A 17,219-nucleotide genomic window follows, 5' to 3' on the forward strand; every position below is an offset into this window, starting at 1 on the left:
CGTGAGCGAACGCATTCCCCTGTGCAATGCGGCTGACCTCGTCGAGGGCGGGCGGGCCGTGCCATTCGATGTGGTGTACGGCGGCGAGACCTGTCGCGCCTTTGCGGTGCGCTACGAGGGCCTTCCGCATGCGTACCTGAACCGTTGCAGCCATGTGGCGATGGAGCTCGATTTCCAGCCGGACCGCTTCTTCGACGATAGCGGCCAGTGGCTGCTTTGCGCAACGCACGGCGCGGTCTACAGGCCGGATACCGGCGAGTGCGCCGGAGGTCCTTGCCGCGGAGGCCTGGTGAAGATTGCTCTCAGCGAACGGGATGGCGTGGTCCACTGGCATACTGCCTGGAACCTTCAGCCCTTGGCCTTCTGAAATGACCGATTCCAACCGCACGGAACCCGAGGGTTTTGAGCCCTTCGAGCGCGCCGCACCCATCCCCTCCGCACCAGACGCCACCAGAAACATGTCAAGAATCGATCCAACGCAACAGCCCGGCTGGGAGAGGGCGACCCTCGAGAAGCTGGCCTTTGCCTCGTTGCGCGAGCAGAGGGCTACGCGCCGCTGGAAGACCTTTGTGCGCCTGAGCTGGCTTGTCTTCTTCATCTTCCTGGTCTGGTTTGCCATGTCACGCGGCACGCCAACCACGGCCAAGACCACCTCTCATACCGCGGTGGTCGAGATCAAGGGAGAAATCGCCAATGGGGCCGATGCGAGCGCGGAGTTCGTGGTGGCGGCCATGAAGACCGCGTTCGAGGATGAAGGCGCCAAGGGCGTCGTCCTTCTGATCAACTCTCCCGGTGGCAGCCCGGTGCAGGCCGGCATCATCTACGATGAGATCAAGCGTCTGCGTGCCAAGCACAACAAGCCGATTTATGCGGTGGTCGAGGAGACCTGTGCTTCGGCCGCGTACTACATCGCTGCCGCAACCGACAAGGTCTACGTCGACAAGGCGAGCATTGTCGGAAGCATCGGCGTTCTGATGGACGGTTTCGGTTTCACCGGACTCATGGACAAGGTCGGCGTGGAGCGCAGGCTCTTGACGGCAGGTGAGAACAAGGGTTTTCTGGATCCCTTCAGCCCGATGAGCGACTCTCAGCGCGCTCATGCGCAGGAGATGCTGAACCAGATCCACTCGCAGTTCATCGATGCGGTCAAGAAGGGCCGGGGCGATCGGCTGAAGGTCGATGCGCCTGGCCTGTTCAGCGGTCTGTTCTGGAGCGGGCAGCAGGCGGTGGATCTGGGTCTTGCCGATCAACTCGGCAATGTCGATTTCGTCGCGCGCGAAGTGATCAAGGCCGAGGAAGTCATCGACTACACGCGACGGGAAAACGTGGCGGAGAAGCTCGCGAAGAAGTTCGGCGCAGCTCTGGGCGATGCCTCTGTCCGGGCGATGCAGACGGTGCCGACGCTGCGCTGAGTCAGCGAGACTTGACGTAGCGAGCCGACGCCGCAAGAGCCGCGGCAAAGGCCACGACCATGTAGAGCGCCGAGGTCAGCGAGCCGGTCTTGGCCAGAAGGCCGATCAATGGCGGTCCAGCCATGAATCCCAGGTAGGCTGCCGCCGAAACCGCAGCGATGCCGCGGGTGGGCTCTACGCCTGGAACACGTGCGGATGCCGCGAACAGGATCGGCACCACGTTGGCGAAGCCAATCCCCACGCCAGCGAAGCCGACCAAGGCGAGCCAGGGTGCATGGGTGACCAACACCAGCGTCATGGAAGCGACCGCGAGCAAGGCACTGCCGCGTAACAACACCGACGGTGAGAAGCGTGCCCTCATTGCATCGCCGGCAAAACGCGCCGCCGCCATTGCAGCTGAGAAACTCGCATAGGCCATGGCCGCTTGCTGCTGGGGGCTGCCCAGTTCCTGCTGGAGATAGAGGACGCTCCAGTCATAGATCGCGCCCTCGGCGATGAGTCCGAGGGCTGCCATGAGCCCGAGGACGGCGAGCGCCCCCCGGGGCAGGCGGAATTTCCCGCCTTCGCTGTCGAATGCGGTCGCCTCCCTTGGCAGCATCCATCTGGCCGAAAGGGCGATCGAGACCGCCATCGCCGCAGAGACCAGAACAAGGTGCCGCTGTGGCGCAATGCCGGCTGCAAGTGTCGCCCCGCCGGTGACCGCTCCCATCATCCCGCCCAGGCTGAACATCCCGTGCATGCCGCTCATCAGGGGCTGGCCGTCGCGCAGTTCGAGCTGTGTCGCCTCAGTATTGATCGCTACGTCGAACACGCTCGTGACGACGCCGAATACCCCGAGCAAGCAAAGCAGTGCGGCATAGCCCGGCATCACGAGCAGGCCGGCCAACAGCGACGCGTAGATTGCACCGCAAAGGCCGGCCATGCGACGTGCGCCGCAGCGGCCGATCCAGAGGCTGGCCTGCGTCAAGCCGAGCAGGGCGCCGACACCTCCCGCAAGCATGGCAAGGCCGAGTTGGGCCTCGTCCACACCGTAGTGGGCCTTGACGGAAGGGATATGTACGCCCCAGGTCGCAAAAACAAAGCCCGATCCGAAGAACTGCGCGCGCGACGCCCAGCGCATGCGGCCGGAGACCGGGGTTGCCGTGCCGGGCACTGTCAACGCCCGATGGCGAACACCGCCGGCGCGCGTTCATCGCTTGGCACCGGTTTCGCGCGCCACCCTTTCACAGTTTCGCTTCGTACGTTCGCGGCCGCGAGCGTAAGCCCACGAGCCACCGCGAGCCGGGTGTTGTGCTGCAGCGTCTGCGTCAGTGCCTGGAGCAAGGCAGTATTGCGGTAGGGCGTCTCGATGAAGATTTGCGTCTGGCCCGTCTTGAGCGCAAGAGCTTCGAGTTCCCGGATGCGCTGCACTCGGGCGTCGGCGTCCTGCGGCAAGTAGCCGACGAATGCGAAATTCTGGCCGTTGAGTCCGCTGGCCGCAAGTGCGAGCAGCAACGACACCGGGCCGACGAGAGGGACGACCGGAATGCCCAGATCATGCGCGGCGCGTGCGACCGATGAGCCGGGGTCTGCTACGGCCGGCATGCCGGCTTCGCTCAGCAGCCCGATGTCATGCCCTTCGAGGGCGGCGGCGAGGAGTGGACGCGCGTCGAATTGCCCCGAGTGGTCGCCTTTCTTGTGCACCTCCCGGGGGAGCTCGTGGATCTGCTGGGCCTGCAGGGGTGCCGCGAGCGGCGCGACGGCATCGATCCGCTTCAGATAGGCGCGCGCTGTCTTGGCGTTTTCGCAGATCCACTGCGTGATGCTCGCAGCGGCTTGCAGCGTACCCAGGGGCATGACGTCCTGCAGTGGTACCTGCGTGTCACAGCCAAAGTCGAGTGGCGCTGGCACGAGGTACAGCGTCCCGCGGTTCAGTGCGCTCACAGCAGATCGACCCCTGCCGCCCTGAGCATCCGGGCGGTTCGGATGAGCGGCAATCCCACCAGGGCGGTTGGGTCATCGCTGTCGATCGCCTCGAGCAGGGCGATGCCCAGACCTTCGCTCTTGGCGCTCCCGGCGCAGTCATAGGGCTCTTCCGCGCGCAGGTAGCTTTCTATTGCGTCGTCGCTGAGCTTGCGGAAGACCACTCGCACGGGGGCGACTTCGCACTGCGCGAAGCCCGTGGCTTGGCAGACAACCGCGACAGCCGTCTGGAAGAGCAGTGTCTGCCCGCGCATGCGCCGCAACTGGGCCGTCGCGCGCGTATGGTTACCGGGCTTGCCAAGCGGCTCGCCGGCCAGATCCGCAACCTGATCGGATCCGATGACGACAGCCTCTGGAAATCTGCGAGCGACGGCCCTCGCCTTCTCCAGCGCGAGTCGTTCTGCGAGTGCGCTGGGCGCTTCGTGGGTCATTGGTGTTTCATCGACTTCCGGCGCGTGGACGTCGAACGGTAGTCTCAAGCGCGCGAGCAGTTCGCGCCTGTAGCGAGAGGTCGAGGCAAGGATGACTTTGCGTTGCATGAGCCGTGATTGTGCGTGAGCCGTTTAGACTGATGCAGATGACGAGAGAATTTGTTCCAGGTCGACTCGACGTGAATGGCTTTGCCGAGGCTGCGGCCGTCCTTGCCGGAAGCGACCCCCTCCTGACCTACCCGCGCCTGAGCACCGAGTTGGCGGGGCCCGCGCTGGATTCGAGCGTGAATTGGCAAGCTGCTGGCGCAACGCGCGGCGGTGCATCTGGTGGCGCGGTGCCGTGGTTGCACCTGAGCGCGCAGACCCGGGTGCCACTGACCTGCCAGCGGTGCCTGGCACCGGTCGATGTGGACCTGCGGGTGGACCGCTGGTTTCGCTTCGCAGTCGATGAGACCAGTGCAGCTGCCGAAGACGAGGAGTCCGAAGAGGACGTGCTGGTGTCCAGTCGCGATTTCGATCTGCACGCCCTGATCGAGGATGAGTTGCTCATGGAAGTCCCCATCACGCCTCGGCACGAGGTTTGCCCGGAGCCGGTTCAACTGTCAGCCGTCGATCCTGACTTCGACGCGGCCGAGGCGGCGCGAGCGAACCCCTTCGCCATGCTCGACGCATTGCGCTCGAGTAAGCCAAAGTAAGGTGCGCGCTGTGACCTCTGGCGCCTGCTGCGAGGCTTCAGCTATAATCATGGGCTTCGCGCGCGCCGCCGTTGATGCTCTTCGAGCGTCACCGCCGCCCCGCATGCACACCAACTCAACAGATTACTTCCAGGAGCCAGCATGGCCGTCCAGCAAAACAAGAAGTCGCCGTCGAAGCGCGGCATGCATCGTTCCCACAACGCGTTGGACGTGCCCGGCATTGCCGTCGAGCCCACCACCGGCGAAACACATCTGCGCCACCATATCAGCCCCAATGGCTTCTATCGTGGGCGCAAGGTGCTCAAGACCAAGTCTGAAGCCTGAGTTCAATTTCAAGGCCGAGGCCCGAGGCTACCTTTGCCGTAGCGTCGGGCCTTTGTTTTGATGGCCACGTCTCCCCAACTCGCTCCCGCGCGCCCTGTGATCACGCTCGCCGTTGACTGCATGGGCGGAGACCATGGGCCGGGCGTCACGCTGGCCGCCTGCCGCGCATTTCTTGAGCGGCATGTCGAAGCCTCCTTGCTGCTGGTCGGAGCTCCTGCAGCGCTGGCCGGCTTCTCGCATCCTCGAGCGAAGATCGTGGCGGCGAGCGAGGTGGTGGGCATGGACGATCCCATCGAGATTGCGTTGCGCAAGAAGAAGGATTCTTCGATGCGCGTCGCCATTCAGCAGGTCAAGGATGGATCCGCGCAGGCCGCTATTTCTGCCGGCAACACGGGCGCATTGATGGCTATCGCGCGCTATCTCCTGAAAACTCTCGATGGCATCGATCGCCCGGCGATTGCCCCTCAACTCCCCAATCGCAAGGGTGGCGCCACGACGGTACTTGATCTGGGGGCCAACGTGGACTGTGACGCGGAAGACCTGCTGCAGTTTGCCGTCCTCGGGTCCGCCCTCGTGTCCGCGCTGACGGGGAATGAATCTCCCACCGTGGGCTTGCTCAACGTGGGTGAGGAAGCCATCAAAGGCAGCGAAGTCATAAAAAAAGCGAGCCAATTGCTTCGAAAAGCGGCTAACTCGCACGATCTTAATTTTTACGGCAATGTGGAAGGCAACGACATCTTCAAAGGAACGACAGACATCGTCGTTTGTGACGGGTTCGTCGGAAATGTGACATTGAAGGCCACCGAGGGGGTGGCTTCAATGATCGTTGACTTCCTGCGTATTGAATATTCGAATGGGCTATTCAGCAAATTTGCTGCGATCGTCTCCTATCCCGTTCTAAAAGCGCTTAAGCGCCGGCTAGATCATCGTCGTTACAACGGCGCGGCCCTGCTCGGACTGCGTGGACTTGTTTTCAAGAGTCATGGTTCGGCTGATGACGTGGCTTTCGGTCACGCGCTGGATCGCGCTTATGATGCCGCTCGAAACAACCTGCTCGATCGCGTGCAGGCCCGCATCGCCCATGCCGCGCCCTTGCTTGCGCGGCAGCAACCGGCGACGCCGGTCGACACGGCGGCGCTCCAAGATTGATGACCCTTTATTCCCGTATTACAGGCACCGGCAGCTATCTGCCGCCGCGCCGAGTAACCAATGACGACCTCGCGCGAGAACTCGCCACGCGCGGCATCGAGACTTCTGATCAATGGATCATCGAACGGACCGGTATCCGTGCCCGGCATTTCGCCGCACCCGATGTCACGGCCAGCGATCTGGCATTGCAAGCCGCAAGACACGCACTGGAATCGTCTGGTCGTAGCGCGGGCGATCTGGACCTGATCATCGTGGCTACCTCGACGCCCGACATGGTGTTTCCCTCGTCAGCGGCCATTCTTCAGCACAAGTTGGGCATCGCGGGGTGCCCTGTGTTCGACCTGCAGGCGGTGTGCAGCGGATTCGTCTATGCGCTGACAGTGGCTGACGCGATGATTCGTACGGGTAGCGCCAAGTGTGCGCTGGTCGTTGGTGCGGAGGTCTTCTCGCGCATCTTGGACTTCAACGATCGCACCACTTGCGTCCTTTTTGGCGATGGTGCCGGGGCTGTCGTGCTCGAGGCAAGCAACGAACCTGGGATTCTTGCAAGCGATCTGCATGCCGATGGCAAGCATGTCGGGATCCTTTGTGTGCCGGGCCATGTGTCAGGCGGCGATGCGATCGGCACGCCTTTGCTCCATATGGACGGACAGGCCGTGTTCAAGCTGGCAGTTCGCGTACTGGAAGAGTCTGCGCGCACGACGCTGCGAAAGGCGGGCAAGACAGAAGCCGATATCGACTGGCTGATTCCTCACCAAGCCAACATCCGCATCATGGAGGGCACCGCCAAGAAGCTGAAGCTGCCGCTTGACAAACTGGTGGTGACGGTGGGCGAACACGGGAATACGTCGGCGGCCTCCATCCCGTTGGCGCTGGACGAGGCCGTGCGCTCGGGCAAGGTGAAGAAGGGCGATACCTTGATGCTTGAGGGCGTCGGCGGCGGCTTCACTTGGGGCTCGGTGCTCTTGACCTATTGACGCGGTGTGTTGCCCCAGGAGGGCAGCGGCGCCATTGGAGATATGAATAAATGAAGTCCTTCGCTTTTGTCTTTCCCGGCCAGGGTTCGCAGGCTGTCGGCATGCTCGACGCGTGGGGAGATCACCCCGCAGTGGCCGAAACGCTGCGCGAAGCGTCCGACGCACTGGACGAGGATGTCGCGCGATTGATTCATAGTGGCCCCAAGGAATTGCTGGCCCTCACGACCAACACCCAACCCGTGATGCTGATCGCGGGCATTGCTGCGTGGCGCGCCTGGCTAGCGGAGGGGGGGAGCATGCCTTCGATCGTCGCGGGTCACTCTTTGGGTGAATACTCGGCATTGGTGGCCTCCGGTGTTCTCACCCTCGCGCAGGCGGCGCCGCTTGTGCGGTTCCGCGCCCAGGCCATGCAGCAGGCGGTCCCGGTTGGTGTTGGCGCCATGGCGGCGATTCTTGGCATGAGCTCCGACAAAGTGATAACTGGTTGCTCAGAAGCGATGGCAGCCTTCGGTCCCGGAAGCGTCGAGGTTGTGGAGGCGGTGAACTTCAATGACCCGATGCAGACGGTGATTGCGGGCAGCAAGGCGGCCGTCGACAAGGCATGCGAGCTGTTGAAGGCGGCAGGTGCCAAGCGCGCGCTGCCGTTGCCGGTTTCTGCGCCCTTCCATTCGAGTCTGATGAAACCGGCCGCCGAGGCGCTGCGTGAGCGATTGATGTCGGTCAGTCTCGCCGCTCCCAAGATTCCAGTCGTCAACAACATCGACGTGGCTGTCGAAACCGATCCTGATCGGATTCGTGACGCACTGGTGCGTCAGGCGGCAGGCCCTGTGCGGTGGGTCGAGACCGTGGAGGCCTTGAAGGGCCGCGGCGTGGACGTCATCGTCGAGTGCGGCCCTGGCAGGGTTCTGGCCGGCATGGCCAAGCGCATTGCGCCGGAACTCGCCGCGACGTCGGTCTACGACCCGGCGACACTCTCCGACACCCAACAACTGCTCGGTGGCTGAACGCCGGGCTCCGAGATCTTTCACATGAGTACTCCAAGATTCGAAGGCCAGGTGGCGCTGGTCACTGGTGCGTCGCGCGGCATCGGAGCGGCCATTGCGCTGGAACTGGCCCAGCACGGTCTCAAGGTCATCGGGACCGGCACGACGGAAGAGGGCGCGGCCAAGATCACCGCCGCACTCAGTGCGTATGACGGCCGCGGGCGCGCGCTCGACGTCAATGATGCAAAGGCCGTCGAAGCGCTGATCGACGAGATCGTCAAGGCCTACGGCGCCATCCACGTGCTCGTGAACAATGCCGGCATCACCCGGGATACGCTTGCGATGCGAATGAAGGACGAGGATTGGGACGCGGTGCTCGACACCAACCTCAGGGCCGTGTTCAAGCTTTCCCGGGCCGTGATTCGCCCCATGATGAAGCAGCGTTATGGCCGCATCATCAATATCACCAGCGTCGTCGGCGCGTCCGGCAATGCGGGTCAGGCCAACTATGCGGCGGCGAAAGCCGGCGTGGCTGGCATGACACGCGCGCTCGCGCGCGAACTCGGCAGCAGGAATATCACCGTCAATTGCGTGGCGCCCGGCTTCATCGAAACCGACATGACCGCCAGCCTCCCGGAGGCTCAGCAGCAAGCGCTGCTCTCGCAGATCCCGCTCGGGCATCTCGGCAAGCCCGCCGATATCGCACATGCCGTCACTTACCTTGCCTCACCGCAGGCCGCGTACGTGACGGGCCAGGAAATGCACGTCAATGGCGGCATGCACATGTAAGCGCACTCGCGTAATACTTTCCCGTCTGGCCGTGCGGCATATGCCATCATGCGCCCGGCTAAAATCCACCGATTACCTACAACCCTCAGAGGGAACCAAATGAGCGATATCGAAGCACGTGTCAAGAAAATCATTGCCGAACAACTCGGCGTTGAAGAGTCTCAAGTTACCAACGAAAAGGCTTTCGTTGCCGATCTCGGCGCGGACTCGCTCGACACGGTCGAACTCGTGATGGCGCTCGAAGACGAATTCGGCATCGAGATTCCGGATGAAGATGCCGAGAAGATCACGACAGTGCAGAACGCCGTCGACTACGCCACCAAGAATCAAAAGGCCTGAAAGGCCATTCTGAGTCCCTGTTCGGTTCGCAGCCATCGCGCTCGCGCACTCATGCAAAGGCCTCAGTGCTCCCAGAAAGGTTTGCCGGCATGACCAAACGCCGCGTCGTAGTGACCGGGCTCGGTTGCCTCGCTCCTGTCGGAAATACCGTCGCCGAATCCTGGGCCAATCTTCTGGCCGGGAAGTCGGGGATCGACACGATCACCAAGTTCGATGTGAGTGCCTTCGCCTGCAAGTTTGCAGGCGAAGTCAAGGGTTTCGACATCAAGCAGTACATCCCCGAGAAGGACGCGCGTCATATGGACCGCTTCATCCATCTCGGGCTCGCGGCCGCGATGCAGGCGGTGAAGGACAGCGGATTGCCCACCGGCGATAAGCTGTCATACGAAGACGCAGTTCGCATCGGGTGCAACATCGGTTCGGGAATCGGGGGGCTGCCCTTGATCGAAGATACGCATGCTGAGTTGGTCAACCGTGGCCCGCGCCGAGTTTCGCCGTTCTTCGTGCCGGCATCGATCATCAACATGATCTCCGGTCATGTGTCGATCAAGTATGGCTTCAAGGGGCCGAACATCGCCGTTGTGACCGCGTGCACCACGGGGCTGCATGCGATCGGCCTTTCAGCGCGCATGATTGAGTATGGCGACGCAGACGTCATGGTCGCCGGCGGCTCCGAGTCGACGGTATCGCCGCTTGGCATCGGTGGCTTCGCCGCCGCCCGCGCCTTGTCGACGCGCAACGATGATCCAAAGACCGCGTCTCGTCCGTGGGACAAGGGGCGCGACGGTTTTGTCCTCGGGGAAGGCGCTGGCGTCTTGGTACTGGAGGAATACGAGCATGCGAAGGCGCGGGGCGCCAAGATCTACGCGGAAGTGTCCGGTTTCGGCATGAGCGCCGATGCATTTCACATGACTGCGCCTGATGTGGATGGGCCTCGTCGTTCGATGGTGATGGCCTTGAGCAATGCTGGAGTCAACGCCGATGAGGTTCAGTACGTGAATGCACATGGCACCTCGACGCAGATTGGCGACATCAACGAAACCAACGCCATCAAGAATGCATTTGGGGCGCACGCCAAGAAGCTGGTCGTCAACTCGACCAAATCGATGACCGGCCACCTGCTGGGCGGCGCTGGCGGCATTGAGTCGGTGTTCACGGTCCTTGCGCTGCATCACCAGAAGAGTCCCCCGACGATCAACATCTTCGATCAGGATCCGGATTGCGATCTCGACGTCTGCGCCAACGAGGCGCGCGATCTCAAGATCGACGTCGCGGTCAAGAACAATTTCGGGTTTGGCGGGACCAACGGCACGCTCGTGTTCAAACGCGTTTGATCCCCTTATATCCATGCGCAGCGCCCCATCGGTGAACTACCCGGTGGGGCGCTCGCGCTATGCGGAGCGGCTGTTGCTGACCATCTGGATTCTTGGCGCCTGCTGTGCGATCGCTGTTTGCTGGCGATTCGACGGCAGCTATTGGCGGGAGAGTGCGTCGATGCTGAGCGTTGCTGCGACAGGCGTGCTTGCGAGGATCGGTAGCCTCCGAAGCGCTGCCGTGGCCAGTTTGAGCTTTGATGGCCGGTATTGGACGGTCTGGGGCCGGCGTACTCCTGGAAAGTCCGGAAACTCTCGGGCGAGTGTTGCTGTCGACCTGCAGTCTTTGCTGCTGGTCCGCGTCGCAGAGCCCGGCGGGCCGAGGCACTGGCTCTGGCTTGAACGGCGTGCCATGCCGGCTCGCTGGCGGGATCTGCGCCGTGCGTTATATTCGCGCGCCCCGGCTCCCGACTCCCTGCACCCGGCGCCGGCCGGTGCGCACCGTCACTTTTCATGACATCGTCTCCACCACCCGTGCCACCGGACAGCGGTCTCACTGACGCGCCTGTTGCCGGGGCGAGGCCGGGAGAAGTCGATTTTCAACTGGTCCAACGCACGGTCGCGGGCGATCAGAAGGCTTTTGAGCTGCTGGTCATCAAGTATCAGCGTCGGATCGAGCGGCTCATCGGCCGCATGGTTCGCGACGTGGATCTGGTCGAAGACATCGCGCAGGAGACCTTCATCCGCGCATACCGCGCTCTGCACCAGTTCCGCGGCGAGGCCCAGTTTTATACGTGGCTCTACCGCATTGCAGTCAATACGGCCAAAAAAGCCCTGGTCGACATGAAGCGCGACCCCACCGTCTCGGAAAGTGCCTTGCGCTCGTCTTCTGAGGACGACGATGAAACTTACCGGCCGGGAAACGAACCAATCAGCGACGAGACTCCCGAATCGGTGATGGCGGCCAATGAGATTGCGGCCGCCGTCGAAGCAGCCATGGAAGCCCTGCCGGCCGAATTGCGGCAGGCGGTGACGTTGCGCGAGATCGAGGGCATGAGCTATGAAGAGATCGCCGAGGTGATGAACTGCCCCATCGGGACGGTGCGGTCGCGGATCTTCCGGGCTCGCGAAGCCATTTCGACAAGGGTCAAGCCGCTGCTGGACAACCAGTCCGGCAAGCGTTGGTAAGCAGGTGAATGGAATGAACCACATGAACACAGCCCATGAGCAAGTTTCCGCGCTGGCCGATGGTTACTTGGACGACAAGGAGTTCGCGCGAGTGGTAGGCGCGATCTGCGCGGACGATGAATTGCGCGCGACCTGGCATACCTACCACTTGGTGGGCGATGTGCTGCGTGCCGGGGAGCACACCCCATGCAGGGACAGCTCGGCGTTCCTTTCTCGATTCCAGCAGCGCCTTGCGGCCGAGCCGTCCTTTCCGAAGGTTCTCTTCGAAGCGGCTCCTCCCCTGCGACGTCTCGAAGCCGCCAATGAGCCGGTGTTCCGCTGGAAGCTTGTTGCCGGCGTCGCGTCGCTTGCAGCCGCGGCGGCCATTGGGTGGAGTTGGGTCGCCCCCGCGTCTGGACCTGCAGGCGCCCAGTTGGCGCAAACGCAGCAGAGTTCGAGCCAGATCCTGGCCGCGTCGAGCCCGCCGCCCGAGACTCCAACTGCTGCGCACTCACTCGCCAGCACACGGGTCCTGATCGGAAATGGTAGTGCGCAAGTGATGCTGCGCGATCCGCGGCTCGACCAATTGCTCGAGGCACATCGGCAGGCCGGCGGGGCTACGCAAATGCCGTCCAGTTTCCTGCGCAATGCCACCTTCGAAGGACAGTCGCGCTGATCGCGGGTCTAAATCCACTACAAATGATTGTTCCGATGTCGATCCTTGCGCGTGGACTCCTGTCACTGGTCGCGGCGCTGGCCGTCGCCCAGGCCGCCGTTGCGCAGAGTCGAGTGCCCTCGCCATCCGTGAGGGGGCCAGTCAATGCTTCCATCGGGGAGACGCCGACATTGAGTGTCGTCGAATGGTTGCAGCGAATGCATTTGGCCTCCCGGCAGCGCAGCTACGTGGGCACCTTCGTCGTTTCTGCAGCCGCCGGCAATCTCTCGAGCGCCCGAATCTGGCATGTCTGTGAAGGTGATCTTCAACTGGAGCGCATCGAAGTCCTCTCGGGTCCGCCGCGTTCGACCTTCAGGCGTAACGACCAGGTCGTGACCTTCCTGCCGGATTCGAAGGTCGTCAAGACCGAGAAGCGGGAGAGTCTCGAACTCTTTCCCAATCTGCTTGGTGCCCCCGATTCTTCCATTGGGGATTTCTATGACGTACGTGTCATCGGCAAGGATCGCGTCGCGGGTTTCGATACCGATGTGGTGCAGTTGGAGCCGCGCGACGGCCTCCGCTTCGGCTACCGCGTCTGGAGCGAAAGGCGTTCGGGCTTGGTGGTGAAGCTGCAGACCGTCGATGGCGACATGCGGGTGATCGAGCAATCCGCGTTTTCCGAACTTCAGCTCGATGCGCCGGTCAACGCGCATGCCCTGGCGCAAATGATGCGCAGCACGGCGGGCTACCGCGTCGAGAAGTCTGAACTCGAACGCACCTCGGCGTCGAAAGAAGGCTGGTCTCTCCGCAAGCCCATTGCCGGGTTCAAGCCTGTGAGTTGCTACCGGCGGTCCATGGGCGTGGACAGTGTGGCGCCTGGCCATACGATGCAGTGGACCTTCTCCGATGGCCTTGCATCTGTTTCGCTGTTCGTCGAACCTTACGATGCGCAACGTCAGCCCCAGGAGGTCGTGCTCGCGCTGGGCGCCACTTATACGCTCACGCGGCGCCTGGTCGACAAGGACGGCGACTGGTGGTTGACCGCGGTTGGCGAAGTGCCTCCTCAAACGCTCGATGCGTTTGCGCAGAGCCTGGCTCGCGTGCGTTGAAGGCCGGCACGCCGGTGTTCGGGCTGAACCAATCCGCCGGTGTGCGTTCATAGGTCATGTCTTTTTCTTTGTCTTTGTCTCTCAAACGAAAGAAACCGATGATGTTCAAGATCGAGGGGAACAAGATCCGTTCGTACCTGATGGCCTGTGCGCTAGCGATGGCTTCCACTGTGGCGCTGCTGCCTGTCACGCCCGCGAACGCCCAGGCAAGGGCGCTTCCTGATTTCACGGATCTTGTGGACCAGGTGGGACCAGCTGTCGTCAATATCCGCACGGTAGAGAAAGTCACTCAGCGGGGTGGCAGCGGCGATATGGACGAGGACATGCAGGAGTTCTTCCGGCGCTTCTTCGGCCAGCCGATGCCGGGGGTTCCGCGCCAGGGACCGCGGCCGAACCGGCCTCAGCAGCCGCAGGAGGAAGAGCGGCCGCGCGGGGTGGGTTCGGGGTTCATCCTGACGCCCGATGGTTTCGTGATGACCAACGCGCATGTGGTCGACGGTGCGTCCGAGGTGTTGGTGACGCTGACTGACAAGCGTGAATTCAAGGCGAAGCTGGTCGGCGCCGACAAGCGTACCGATGTTGCCGTCGTCAAGATCGAAGCCACCGGCTTGCCAGCGGTCAAGGTCGGTGACGTCTCTAGGTTGCGCGTCGGCGAATGGGTGATAGCCATTGGATCGCCGTTCGGCCTTGAAAACACGGTGACGGCGGGCATCGTGAGCGCCAAGCAGCGCGACACCGGCGACTATCTGCCTTTGATCCAGACCGACGTCGCCATCAATCCAGGCAATTCCGGCGGGCCGCTGATCAACATGCGGGGCGAGGTGGTGGGCATCAACAGCCAAATCTATTCGCGCTCTGGCGGCTTCATGGGTATCTCTTTCTCGATCCCCATCGATGAAGCCATCCGCGTCAGCGAACAGCTGCGTGCGACCGGTCGTGTGTCGCGCGGGCGTATTGGCGTGCAGATAGACCAGGTCACAAAGGATGTGGCCGAGTCGATCGGGCTTGGCAAGGCACAGGGCGCTCTCGTGCGCGGAGTCGAGGCGGGTTCGCCGGGCGAAAAGGCCGGCATCGAGCCCGGCGACATCATCACCAAGTTCGATGGCAGACCCATCGAGAAGCCCAGCGACCTCCCACGTCTCGTGGGCAACACCAAGCCCGGCACCAAGAGCTTGATCACGGTCTTCCGGCGTGGCGCTTCGCGCGATCTCAATGTGACGATCGCCGAGATCGAGCCCGAAAAGCCTGCCCTGCGCAGTTCCGATCGGGATGAGCCGGCTTCCAAGCCTTCCGCCTCGGTCGCCGCCAAGTCCTTCGGACTTGCGGTCAGCGATCTCACCGAGGCACAGAAGAAGGAGTTGAAGCTCAAGGGCGGCGTCAAGATCGATGTGGCAAGCGACGCAGCAGCCCGCGCCGGCCTCAACGAAGGAGACATCGTCTTGGCCGTCAATAACGTGGAAGTGGCGAGCGTCAAGGAATTCGAAGGTGTGCTGGCGAAGGCGGACAAGAGCAAGCCGGTCAGTGTGTTGTTTCGCCGCGGCGACTGGGCGCAATACGCACTGATCCGGCCTTCACGCTGATCCGGCCGCCGGCGTCAAGTGGCCCCACCCGGCAGTCGGGTTTGGGGCCTTTTTTTGGAGCTTTCGCGCAACGACCAGGCCGATGTAAAAAAAATCTTGGAGGCCGACGGCACGGCGTGGCTGTTTGCGGTCACTAACTTTCTGGATGTCTAACGATGGATTTTGGTAGAATAGGCCTCCTTGAGGCGGCACAAGACGTATAAGCAGGATGAGGTGCTTCACGATGCGAGATACCCGCCCTCCGTCCACCGGCGCTCCACAGATCGCCCACAAGTTGTTAAGTCATCGGTCCACCGATCCTGTGGATAAGTTGTTCATAAGTTCCATGTTGCTGACCTGCAACGACCATTCCGGACCACTGGTCCGGCTGTACGCGCCCCCCTTTTTGCCTACAATGAAGTTCCAACTACTGCAGTTGCCATTGCTTGTTGGTTCAGGGCGCGTCTCTTTCAGACGCGCCCTTTTTTCTTGCCTGTCGGCTTCTGGGCACAAGCCATTTCAAGTACTTAAGCGTTCCCGTTGATGAATCACATCAGAAATTTTTCGATCATTGCGCACATCGATCATGGCAAGTCGACGCTCGCAGACCGCTTGATCCAGCGTTGCGGTGGCCTTGCTGATCGCGACATGGAGGCGCAGGTTCTCGACTCGATGGACATCGAGAAAGAGCGTGGGATAACCATCAAGGCACAGACCGCCGCACTGCACTACAAGGCACGCGATGGGCAGATCTACAACCTCAATCTGATTGACACGCCGGGTCACGTCGACTTCTCGTATGAAGTGAGTCGCTCGCTCTCGGCATGCGAAGGCGCACTGCTTGTCGTCGATGCGAGCCAAGGCGTCGAGGCGCAAACCGTCGCCAACTGCTACACCGCACTCGACCTCGGTGTCGAGGTCGTACCCGTGCTCAACAAGATGGATCTGCCGCAGGCCGATCCCGAGAACGCCAAGTCTGAAATCGAAGACGTGATCGGCATCGACGCGACCGATGCGATCCCCTGCTCGGCAAAGACAGGCATGGGCATCGATGAGATTCTCGAGGCTATCGTGGCGAAGGTGCCAGCGCCGCGGGGCAACCCCAATGCCGCGCTCCGCGCGATGATCATCGACAGCTGGTTCGACGCCTACGTGGGCGTCGTGATGCTCGTGCGCGTGGTCGATGGCCGCCTCGCCAAAGGCGAGCGCATCAAGATGATGGCATCGGGCGCCATGTACAACGCCGACAACCTCGGCGTATTCACCCCTGCGCCCGAGGTGCGGCAATCGCTGGAAGCCGGCGAGGTAGGTTTCATCATCGCCGGCATCAAGGAACTGCAAGCGGCGAAGGTCGGCGACACGGTGACGTTGATCAAGCCGGGGACCGGCGGCGCGGCGGCCACGGCCACCGAAGCCTTGCCGGGTTTCAAGGAGATCCAGCCGCAGGTCTTCGCCGGCCTCTATCCAACAGAAGCGAGCGAGTACGACTCGCTGCGCGACGCGCTCGAGAAGCTCAAGCTCAATGACTCCTCTCTGCACTACGAGCCCGAGGTTTCCCAGGCGCTCGGTTTCGGATTCCGCTGTGGCTTCCTCGGTCTGCTGCACATGGAGATCGTGCAGGAGCGGCTGGAGCGCGAATTTGATCAAGACCTGATCACCACTGCCCCCAGCGTCGTCTACCAGGTCGTGAAGAGCGATGGGGAAGTGATGATGGTCGAGAACCCTTCGAAGATGCCGGACGTCGGCAGGATGTCGGAGATCCGTGAGCCGATCGTGACGGTTCACCTCTACATGCCGCAGGAATACGTCGGCGCGGTGATGACGCTCGCCAACCAGAAGCGCGGCGTGCAGATGAACATGGCCTACCATGGTCGGCAGGTCATGCTCACCTACGAGATGCCGCTCGGGGAGATCGTGCTGGACTTCTTCGACAAGCTGAAGTCGGTGAGCCGGGGTTATGCCTCGATGGACTACGAGTTCAAGGAGTACCGGGCCTCCGACGTCGTCAAGGTCGACATCCTGCTCAACGGCGAAAAGGTCGATGCGCTGTCGATCATCGTCCACCGCAGCCAAAGCCAATACCGCGGCCGCGCCGTCGTGGCCAAGATGCGCGAGATCATCTCTCGCCAGATGTTCGACGTCGCAATCCAGGCCGCCATCGGGGTGAACATCATTGCGCGTGAGACAATCAAGGCCCTGCGCAAGAACGTGATCGCCAAGTGCTACGGCGGCGACATCACCCGCAAGAAGAAACTGCTCGAGAAACAAAAAGCGGGCAAAAAACGAATGAAGCAGATCGGCTCGGTCGAGGTCCCGCAAGAGGCCTTCCTCGCCATCCTGCAGGTCGAAGACTAA

At 62.2% G+C, this 17,219-nt stretch carries 18 protein-coding genes; 15 read left to right on the plus strand and 3 right to left on the minus strand.

From position 1 onward, the window contains the following. Position 1 precedes the first annotated feature (1 nt). Both AC1DNF_RS03135 and AC1DNF_RS03140 read left to right on the plus strand, forming a co-directional pair. Positions 2 to 367 (plus strand): Rieske (2Fe-2S) protein, encoded by a 366-nt coding sequence (locus AC1DNF_RS03135; RefSeq protein WP_478147085.1) that lies wholly within the window; start codon positions 2 to 4, stop codon positions 365 to 367. A gap of 1 nt (position 368) precedes the next feature. After that, complete coding sequence (locus AC1DNF_RS03140; protein ID WP_478147086.1) at positions 369 to 1,412, plus strand: S49 family peptidase; 1,044 nt, start codon at positions 369 to 371, stop codon at positions 1,410 to 1,412. A 1-nt stretch (position 1,413) separates the two neighbouring features. Here the strand turns inward: AC1DNF_RS03140 and AC1DNF_RS03145 are convergent, their stop codons facing one another. The 3 genes from AC1DNF_RS03145 to AC1DNF_RS03155 are packed head-to-tail and all read right to left on the minus strand — an operon-like array spanning position 1,414 to position 3,913. Next, positions 1,414 to 2,565 (minus strand): MFS transporter, encoded by a 1,152-nt coding sequence (locus AC1DNF_RS03145; RefSeq protein WP_478147242.1) that lies wholly within the window; start codon positions 2,563 to 2,565, stop codon positions 1,414 to 1,416. Between the two features lie 2 nt (positions 2,566 to 2,567). Further along, a complete protein-coding gene (locus AC1DNF_RS03150; RefSeq protein WP_478147243.1) occupies positions 2,568 to 3,326 on the minus strand; it encodes an SAM-dependent methyltransferase in 759 nt (252 codons plus the stop codon). A gap of 5 nt (positions 3,327 to 3,331) precedes the next feature. Continuing rightward, positions 3,332 to 3,913, minus strand: coding sequence for a Maf family nucleotide pyrophosphatase (locus AC1DNF_RS03155; protein WP_478147087.1), 582 nt, complete (start codon positions 3,911 to 3,913; stop codon positions 3,332 to 3,334). A gap of 38 nt (positions 3,914 to 3,951) precedes the next feature. Here AC1DNF_RS03155 and AC1DNF_RS03160 point away from each other — a divergent pair, with 38 nt between their 5' ends. From AC1DNF_RS03160 to lepA, 13 genes are all read left to right on the plus strand, one after another. Next, the gene (locus AC1DNF_RS03160) at positions 3,952 to 4,500 is read left to right on the plus strand and encodes a YceD family protein (RefSeq protein WP_478147244.1); all 549 of its coding nucleotides are present in this window, start codon (positions 3,952 to 3,954) and stop codon (positions 4,498 to 4,500) included. Between the two features lie 141 nt (positions 4,501 to 4,641). After that, positions 4,642 to 4,824 carry a 50S ribosomal protein L32 gene (gene rpmF / locus AC1DNF_RS03165; RefSeq protein ID WP_213959550.1) on the plus strand — a complete coding sequence of 61 codons (183 nt, stop codon included), beginning with the start codon at positions 4,642 to 4,644 and terminating at the stop codon, positions 4,822 to 4,824. Positions 4,825 to 4,920: 96 nt separating this feature from the next. Beyond that, entirely contained in the window at positions 4,921 to 5,973 is a 1,053-nt protein-coding gene (gene plsX / locus AC1DNF_RS03170; RefSeq protein WP_478147088.1) for a phosphate acyltransferase PlsX, read from the plus strand. Further along, the gene (locus tag AC1DNF_RS03175) at positions 5,973 to 6,950 is read left to right on the plus strand and encodes a beta-ketoacyl-ACP synthase III (protein WP_478147089.1); all 978 of its coding nucleotides are present in this window, start codon (positions 5,973 to 5,975) and stop codon (positions 6,948 to 6,950) included. The genes plsX and AC1DNF_RS03175 overlap by 1 nt, the downstream gene beginning before the upstream one ends. 50 nt (positions 6,951 to 7,000) lie before the next feature. Beyond that, entirely contained in the window at positions 7,001 to 7,954 is a 954-nt protein-coding gene (gene fabD, locus AC1DNF_RS03180; protein WP_478147090.1) for an ACP S-malonyltransferase, read from the plus strand. A gap of 24 nt (positions 7,955 to 7,978) precedes the next feature. After that, positions 7,979 to 8,722 carry a 3-oxoacyl-ACP reductase FabG gene (gene fabG, locus AC1DNF_RS03185; RefSeq protein WP_478147091.1) on the plus strand — a complete coding sequence of 248 codons (744 nt, stop codon included), beginning with the start codon at positions 7,979 to 7,981 and terminating at the stop codon, positions 8,720 to 8,722. Between the two features lie 99 nt (positions 8,723 to 8,821). Further along, positions 8,822 to 9,061, plus strand: coding sequence for an acyl carrier protein (gene acpP / locus AC1DNF_RS03190; RefSeq protein ID WP_007830471.1), 240 nt, complete (start codon positions 8,822 to 8,824; stop codon positions 9,059 to 9,061). A gap of 89 nt (positions 9,062 to 9,150) precedes the next feature. Continuing rightward, complete coding sequence (gene fabF, locus AC1DNF_RS03195; protein ID WP_478147092.1) at positions 9,151 to 10,395, plus strand: beta-ketoacyl-ACP synthase II; 1,245 nt, start codon at positions 9,151 to 9,153, stop codon at positions 10,393 to 10,395. A gap of 492 nt (positions 10,396 to 10,887) precedes the next feature. Beyond that, complete coding sequence (gene rpoE, locus AC1DNF_RS03200; protein ID WP_478147093.1) at positions 10,888 to 11,562, plus strand: RNA polymerase sigma factor RpoE; 675 nt, start codon at positions 10,888 to 10,890, stop codon at positions 11,560 to 11,562. Positions 11,563 to 11,575: 13 nt separating this feature from the next. Further along, complete coding sequence (locus AC1DNF_RS03205) at positions 11,576 to 12,217, plus strand: sigma-E factor negative regulatory protein (protein ID WP_478147094.1); 642 nt, start codon at positions 11,576 to 11,578, stop codon at positions 12,215 to 12,217. Positions 12,218 to 12,240: 23 nt separating this feature from the next. Then, positions 12,241 to 13,305 (plus strand): MucB/RseB C-terminal domain-containing protein, encoded by a 1,065-nt coding sequence (locus AC1DNF_RS03210; RefSeq protein WP_478147095.1) that lies wholly within the window; start codon positions 12,241 to 12,243, stop codon positions 13,303 to 13,305. Positions 13,306 to 13,403: 98 nt separating this feature from the next. Then, positions 13,404 to 14,885, plus strand: a complete 1,482-nt coding sequence (locus tag AC1DNF_RS03215) for a DegQ family serine endoprotease (protein WP_478147096.1) — start codon at positions 13,404 to 13,406, stop codon at positions 14,883 to 14,885. Positions 14,886 to 15,407: 522 nt separating this feature from the next. Beyond that, complete coding sequence (gene lepA, locus AC1DNF_RS03220) at positions 15,408 to 17,219, plus strand: translation elongation factor 4 (protein ID WP_478147097.1); 1,812 nt, start codon at positions 15,408 to 15,410, stop codon at positions 17,217 to 17,219.

This window comes from Variovorax sp. 01T432 (assembly GCF_056398605.1).